Source organism: Lentimicrobium sp. S6, assembly GCF_013166635.1.
GTDB lineage: Bacteria > Bacteroidota > Bacteroidia > Bacteroidales > UBA12170 > UBA12170.
This window is the reverse complement of record NZ_JABKBZ010000123.1, coordinates 1-7,783: the sequence shown is the minus strand read 5'-3', so window position 1 is coordinate 7,783 and position 7,783 is coordinate 1. Positions and strand designations below refer to the sequence as shown.

The 7,783-nt window shown below is 34.3% G+C and carries 4 protein-coding genes; 3 read left to right on the top strand and 1 reads right to left on the bottom strand.

The features are described from left to right. Positions 1 to 120 precede the first annotated feature (120 nt). The gene (locus HNS40_RS21270) at positions 121 to 549 is read right to left on the bottom strand and encodes a leucine-rich repeat domain-containing protein (RefSeq protein ID WP_172284733.1); all 429 of its coding nucleotides are present in this window, start codon (positions 547 to 549) and stop codon (positions 121 to 123) included. 277 nt (positions 550 to 826) lie between these two features. Here HNS40_RS21270 and HNS40_RS21265 point away from each other — a divergent pair, with 277 nt between their 5' ends. The 3 genes from HNS40_RS21265 to HNS40_RS21255 all read left to right on the top strand — a co-directional run bounded on the left by HNS40_RS21265 (position 827) and on the right by HNS40_RS21255 (position 7,549). Then, positions 827 to 2,638, top strand: coding sequence for a hypothetical protein (locus tag HNS40_RS21265; protein WP_172284732.1), 1,812 nt, complete (start codon positions 827 to 829; stop codon positions 2,636 to 2,638). Positions 2,639 to 2,750: 112 nt separating this feature from the next. Further along, the gene (locus HNS40_RS21260; RefSeq protein ID WP_172284731.1) at positions 2,751 to 6,791 is read left to right on the top strand and encodes a two-component regulator propeller domain-containing protein; all 4,041 of its coding nucleotides are present in this window, start codon (positions 2,751 to 2,753) and stop codon (positions 6,789 to 6,791) included. An 8-nt stretch (positions 6,792 to 6,799) separates the two neighbouring features. Continuing rightward, the gene (locus HNS40_RS21255) at positions 6,800 to 7,549 is read left to right on the top strand and encodes a LytTR family DNA-binding domain-containing protein (protein ID WP_172284730.1); all 750 of its coding nucleotides are present in this window, start codon (positions 6,800 to 6,802) and stop codon (positions 7,547 to 7,549) included. The last annotated feature ends 234 nt before the right edge of the window (positions 7,550 to 7,783 follow it).

The window sequence follows — 7,783 nt, the reverse complement described above, 5'->3', positions numbered from 1 at the left end:
TTTTATTGTTAATTGTTTGATTATCAGTCACAAAGATAATAAATACTCATGAAATCTCCTAATTTTATGGTCAAAAATATCACCATTAACAACTGAATTTCAGATAGTTAAAAACCGAACTCAGGTTTCTAGGTTTTTTAAATTTCTTAGAGGAGTCAAATCATGAATTGGCGTATTAGGGATGTTTATATAAGTGAGTAATGGAAGCTTTCCTAAGGAGGATAAATCAGTTACCTGAGTATTTCCAGCAGAAACTTGTTTGAGATGGACAAGCATTTCAAGTGGTTTTAAGTTGTTTTTGTCAATGGGGTAAAAATCAAGACTAAATCCCTCAAGGTTTAAAATTTCATTCAGTATTTCGGTGTTTATTTGCTCTCCTAAATGCCCACTTTCCCTTAAGCATAATTCTTTCCATGTATCATTTAATCCATTCCACCACAATTCTTCTGTCGAAAGTTCCCCTTCATGTCCTTTAAATTCATTGGTGCAGCTATTACCCTGAAACAGCAGCAAACACATGATAGAAAGAAGAAGGATTTTGAGTTTCATTGTCCATTGTTTCTTCGAAAATACAACCAAGAGACCCAATGTTCGGCTTAAGATATATATATGAGCTCATTTGGTGAAGAAACGTATCAGATGAATAGATAATTGATTTCTGTGTCATGACTAAGAAGAATTTGACCTCTTTACATTTCTTATAAATCAAAATAACAAATATGTCATGCTGAGAAACAATTATCAGATTGATCGGAGCAGATAAGTATTATTGAGTATTTAAGAATCGCATTGTTTTAACTTTATTCATCAATTTAAATGTAAAACAATGAAAAAGGCAACTATTTTTATACTATTAATTTTTATATCTAGTTTGTTATCAGCTCAATGGGTTGTGGATAATGGTTTTGGTTTTAAGATAAATGTTCCATCAGATTGGACTAGAGAAACCAAGACAGAAGGTACCGACAAGATTTATGATTTTGTTCATCCTAGTAATAATATATTTCTAGAAGTTAGGGCATTTAAGGCTGATGCCAGTGTGACTCCCGATGCTATTGCTCAGTATTTCGAAAGTCAATATTTACCCAGTGCCAATCGAGTGGCTTTTGAGGATTATACTTTAAACAATACCCCTGGTAAGTTTGCTGGATACACAATGACAGTGAATGGATTAGAGGTGGGAATTGGAACTTTTTATGCAGTAAAAAATGGTTTTGGCTATGTTTTATGGACCATGATAGAAACTAGATTATACAATCAATACAGTGGAATTGGTGATGAGGTACTTAATACTTTTACTACCATTTCTGCTTCAAGCACTTCTAAGCGGGTAGTAATACCTCCCTCATTTAAAATTACCAATATGAAGTTGGGAAAGAGTTTGACCTCAAATTATGATATCCTACCTCAACAGGAAGCTGAAGAGTTCCAATCTAATCAAGATAAGATATATGTTATTTGGGATTGGGAAGGAAAGGCTGTGGGTAAGACCATGACCGTAAAATGGTATTATAATGGCCAAGAAATAACGGGTGCTAGTAAATCTTACACGCTACCTGCTGATGCGCAGGGCTATGGTTATGCCAATATTATTAAACCATCTGGAGGATTCAAAGTAGGTAGATATTTCGTCCAAATTGATTTTCAAGGTCAAAAACAAAGACGCATCGATTTTGAGATAAAGAAACCAGCCAGTAATGCTGAAGCTGGATTTGTTATTGTGCCTCCAGGAAGTAAAGGAAATTCTTCGAATAATGGAAATAGCAATGGAAAGAACATTAATCCTAACAGCTCTAATTCAAACTTCTCCTCTAATTTTAGCCTCAATCATCAGTCCTTTAAATTAGGAGAAGAATTACAGCCAGGCTCTAAGTCTAATTTAAAAAGCTCTTCCACAAAGTTTTATAAAAACACGCCTCAGGTCATTTCGGTATTTAAGTGGAATGGGAATGGAAATGGGCATCAAATAAAAGTAAACTGGCACTATTATGCACCAGGTTCTAGTGATAAAATGACTATTGTATCTAGTACATTTGATTTTCCAAATCAGGAAGGTGGAGAATCTAATTTTAGTTTAAGTAAGCCAGATGCTGGATGGCCAGAAGGTCAGTATTGGGTAGAGTATTATATGGATGGACAATACGAAAATGAGTTTAGATTTGATGTGGTTCCAGGTTCTTCATCTGCCGGCTCTTCGAGTACGAGTGCATGGGGAACAGCCACAGGAGGTTCTTCTGCTAGTCAAAATTCAAGTGCTAAAAAAATTGTATTAACAAGTGCTGGTTCTGAAAGTTGCTATAGTTTTAAGACAGGTAAGATTCATGGCGATCACCAAAATGCTGATATTATGGTTGAACCATGGTGTACAGAAGATGTTGGGGTTTGTGGTAATTGGTTAGTGACCAATTATACCAATATGGATGCCGTAACTACGGCTCCTTCAACAGGATATTTAAGCGATGGGAAATCGTTTACGGATTGCGATGTAATGGACATGAATAAAGTTGTGATAATCAAACTTAAGGATGGAACGTATGCCAAAATGATGATTTTGAAAACTGATTTCACCAAATCGAATAGTCAGAATCCACCTTGTCAACATAAGGCAACTATTCTTGTACAGTATCCCGCATTCTAAATCTATTAAATTCTATTAATTAATGATAAAGAATACGATATTTGAAGGTTTTCATTATTTTTACCTCATTATCGTATTCTTGTTTAATACCATAAAATAATATACTTGATCAATGAAGTTTAAAACTCTGCTCTTTATAATGCTTTGCCTTTGGGGACTGAATCAGGCTCAAACTCAAGTGGTGGAGTTGAATGAAGATTTTCAGACAAAGTTTGATAAACTGAGTGCAAAAGATGGGCTTTCAGATAATCGTATTCTTGATATTATTCAGGATAGATATGGCTTCATTTGGATTGCAACTACCGATGGACTAAATCGCTACGATGGTTATGAATTCTTAGTGTTTAAGAATATTCCAACGGATAGTACTTCCATTTCCTCAAATCTTATTACTTCAATAACTGAAGATATTTATGGGGATTTGTGGATTGGTACTAGTTTTGGGCTCAATAGATATGACAGAACCAAAGATGTTTTCATTCATTATTTTAGTGATAAAAAAAATCATAATGGTTTGCAAAACGACCATATTAGGAAGTTGCTAGCCGATGAAAAAGGAGTTTTGTGGATTGAAACAGTAGATGGTCATTTGCATCAATTCAATGTAAGGACAGAGCAAATAAAGCACTATAAGCACCAAGGGATTTCTCAAGAATATTATCACTATCACACTATGCTCAAGGAAAATGATTCTATTTTATGGATTGGAGGAAGAGGACTAAATGTGCATCGTTTTAATGTGAACACAAAAGAATTCGATGTTATAAACGCTAATGAGTATGGGGGGGGATTTCAAAAGAGAGCTAATGATGTATCTTTTTATTTTATAGATTCTAAAGATCAATTTTGGGTCTGTGGTCTCGATGGGGCTTATAAATTTGATAGAGAGAACAAACAATTCGAATTGTTTATGAGAGGTTCCACATTTTGTATTTATGAAGATAAAAATCAAACATTGTGGTTCGGAAAAGGCAATGGCATCACCAAGTACAATCCTAATACCAATGAGTTTATTCATGTCTCGGCTAATGTTAATAATCCCAATGCTTTGAGTAATGATCATGTGAATAAAATAATGGAAGATATGTCTGGAGTGGTTTGGGTGGCCACTAATGGTGGGCTAAGTCTTTATAGCCCTAAGAATCATAATTTCACTCATTATTTTCATATTCCAGGGGAGGAAAGAAGCGTTTCTGGAAGAAAAGTAACTGCTTTAGCTGAAGATAAAGATGGAATATTGTGGGTAGGTACCGATAGCGAAGGCCTAAATGCTTTTGATTTTAAAAAAGGGGTCATAGGTGAATATAAGAAAGGGAAAACCAAAAGTTCATTGCTTTCTAGTCATATTAGCCATTTGTATTTTGATTCATCAGAAAACCTTTGGGTTTCCCAGTGGTCTGGTTTAGGGCTTGATAAATTGAATATAAAAACAAATGAAGTACAGTCTTATACCATTAATAATGCCAGTACTTACACTGATTGGTATCATCAAGTACTAGAAGATCGGAAACAAAATATAGTAATGGCAGTGTGGGGAGGTTATGGTTTGTATGGAATTCAAAAGGATAAAAGTGAAATAGATGTTTTAGGAGCAGATTTGGTCGTTATCCCCAATGAAAAATATATAAGTACTATTAGTTTTGAGGAGGATTCTGTTACTTGGTTTGGTGGGATAAATGGGCAACTAGATGTGACGTTAAAGAGCAAAACTGAAATGATTCATCTTAAGAATCTTTTTCATAATGAAAAGCCTAGTTACCCAGGTTTGCAGAAGATGCAAGCTTATAATTATGTGAATATGAAAGTCCCCTATTTTGATACCATCACCAAAGTGCTGAGAGCTGATCGTCAGACATACTTTGCCAACCGGAAGGGCCTATTTGCATTTGATCATCAGTGTCTCAAATTCCATAAAGAATTCCCTAAGGAGATGCAAAACCAGTCTGTCTTAACCATGGCAAAAATTGATGAGTCAGTTTGGTTTTTATTGGAGCATACTTTGGCTGTTTACAACAGAAGAAGTGGTGAATGGAATTATATAGAAATGAATTTAAATGGGGGTGGACAGGCACAGTTGCTCATCACCTTAGATCGTATATGGATTTCTAGGGGAAAGAATTTATATCAGTTTAACCGAAGTTTCCAAAGAATAGACTCCTCTAGGTATTCCCATAGAATAGTAAGTTTACAAGAAATTGAGCATGATAAGATTGCTTTTGCTGTTGGAAGTAGTATTATAATAAAAGGTAAATCAGAGGGAAGAATAGAATTAACAGAAAAGATTCAGGCTTTCTTGTGGAAACCAGAAGGAATATTATGGTTAAGTAAACATATGCTTTGGCAAGCTAGATTAAATGATACAGGTCACACTCAGAATATTATGCTCATCAGCACTGTTAAGCCCAATACTGAATTATCTGCTTTAGTTTTTCATGAAATGATGCAAAAAGATCAATATTATTATTTACTAAGCAATAAGGGATATTTAATTTACGATGAGATAAATAAGAAAACCTTTTATAACAGGGAAAGGGAACTCTCATTTATGCGATATCCTGTACATCTATTAACAGCAATTTCAAAAGCGGATGATGGGGAATACTGGCTAGGAACCACATCTACTGGGATAGCAAAATGGGATGCTGAAAGTCATAGCTTAAAAAATTATGTTTCAAATGAGTTTATAGAGGATGCCTATTGGGGTGAAACTGTCAATTTTATTTTTACAGATAGCAAAGGTAGAAACTGGAGTGGAGCTACTGGCTTGAACCTCTATTCTGACTCATTAGATGGTTTTACTCATTATACTAAAAAAGATGGTTTGCCCTCCAATAATTTAAGAGGTATGGCTGAGGATAACCATGGCCAACTTTGGATAAGTACTGAAAAAGGCTTGAGCTGTTTTTCCATTCCAGAGCAAAGTTTCACAACCTATACACCAGCAAATGGTTTGCCCAGTATGGACTTAACTTCTGCTATTATTCAACTACAAGATGGAAGAATGGCATTTGGAACTCAAGATGGTTTTGCTGTTTTTCATCCTGATAGCTTAGAATCCAATCATTATATACCTCCTGTGGTTATTACCGAATTCAGAGTTCAAGATAATCAGGTTTTTAAAGACTTAAGTGAGTTGGATACCGTTATTATTAAACCTGATGAAAACCATATTTCTTTTAGATTTGCTTCATTAGATTATAACAGTCCTTCAGATAATAAGTATCAGTATAAATTAGAAGGTGTCGACGATACTTGGATTCAAACCAATTCTATAAACAGGGCTATTTCGTATTCTAACTTAGATCCAGGCACCTATGTGTTTAAGCTTAAAGGGTCTAATAATAATGGCATCTGGAACGAACATGGTAAAAGCATTACCGTACTCATATTGCCTCGTTTTTACCAACAATGGTGGTTTTATGCTTTAATTTCTTTATTGTTTATTTTTGTGATCGTGATGATTGTTATCTATCGAATTCGGGAGCTCAAACTTCAAAACAAAGCGGCATCCTTGGAACAAAGGTTTTTGCGTTCTCAAATGAATCCTCATTTTATATTTAACAGCTTAGGGGCTATTCAAAGTTTTATTTTCAAAAATGAACCCATAGAAGCGGCCACTTATTTGTCTAATTTTTCTGATTTGGTAAGGATGATATTAAATAACTCTCGGCAAGATTTAATTACATTGCATACTGAAGTGAAAACACTTAATCAGTATCTTGATCTTCAAAAGTTAAGGTTTGGCGAAAAATTTGATTATGAAATTGAAGCGGATGAAAACCTGGATTTAGAAGACATGTTAATTCCACCTATGTTGGCTCAGCCATTTATTGAAAACAGCATTGAGCACGGTTTTAAAGGAATGAAATCAAAGGGTTTGATTCAGGTAGGGTTCAGATTGATAGACAATAGAATTGTTCTGATATGTCAAGACAATGGAATAGGGATTAATGCGAGTATTAGAGAAAAAGAACAGAAAAATCGAAAATACAAGTCTTTGGCTACTAAAATTACTAAAGACAGAATAGCGGTGTTGAATAAAGTATATAAGTCCAATATTCAACTGGAAATTTCTGATTTAAAAGATATTGGAAATTATGGTCGAGGTACTCGAGTTGAGATTAAAATACCAATGAATCTAAAAATGGAATAGGAGGAGTCATGATAAAAGCACTGATTGTTGATGATGAAAAGAATGCTAGAGAATCAATTTCTCAATTATGTCAGATGAGTTTTAAGGAAGTTGAAATTGTTGGACAAGCTAGTGGTGTGGCCACTGCTAAAATAATTATTCAAGAATTAAAACCCGATTTGGTTTTCCTCGATATTCAATTAGAGGATGGTTCTGCTTTCGATTTGTTGAATGAAATAGGAGAAATAAGCTTTCATATTATCTTTATTACTGCTTATGATGAGTATGCTGTAAAAGCCTTCAAATTTGCAGCTATAGACTATCTCATGAAGCCCGTTAATCCTCAAGAATTTATTGCAGCAGTTAATCAGGTGATTGTTTCTCACGAAAAAGAGGATTTTCAATTGAAATTCGATGCCTATCTTTCACATATTAAAGACAGTCTGTCAGAACATAAAAAAATAGTTCTAAAGACCGCTGAAAGTATACATTTAATTAAAGTCTATGATATCATCCGTTGCGAAGCTGACAAAGGTTATACGGAGTTTTTTCTAAGGGATGGGAAAAAGATTTTAGTGAGTAAGGGATTGAAGGACTACGATGTGATGCTTAGCGAATTCGGGTTTATCAGAACACATCAGTCTCATTTAATCAATTTAGATTATATCAATAGCTTTGAAAAATCTGATGGAGGTTATATCCTGATGTCAGATGGTAGCACCGTTCCGGTGAGTTCCAGAAAGCGTGAATATGTGTTTAAGATATTTGAAGAACTATAATTTTTGAAAAGTCATCATTCTGCTTCATTTCGTTTTCAAGGAAAATAATGTTCATTAGGAGAAACCTATCTATAAATTGGACAACAGATAGCGCTTGTAAGTGTTAAAAGACCGTTGCATAACGTAAGGATTCCTTAAATGGACAGTTTTTTTAGCTTTTTATCTATTATTTGTATTTCTAACGTGTTATATACTCTTGTTTTTCGATCATTTCCCCTTTAATTTTTACTATTA

What these genes read in the sequence shown, in the direction of transcription:
- HNS40_RS21265 (WP_172284732.1), top strand. Translation starts at nt 827, where the DNA reads ATGAAAAAGGCAACTATTTTTATACTATTAATTTTTATATCTAGTTTG.
- HNS40_RS21255 (WP_172284730.1), top strand. Translation starts at nt 6,800, where the DNA reads ATGATAAAAGCACTGATTGTTGATGATGAAAAGAATGCTAGAGAATCA.
- HNS40_RS21270 (WP_172284733.1), bottom strand. Translation starts at nt 549, where the DNA reads ATGAAACTCAAAATCCTTCTTCTTTCTATCATGTGTTTGCTGCTGTTT.
- HNS40_RS21260 (WP_172284731.1), top strand. Translation starts at nt 2,751, where the DNA reads ATGAAGTTTAAAACTCTGCTCTTTATAATGCTTTGCCTTTGGGGACTG.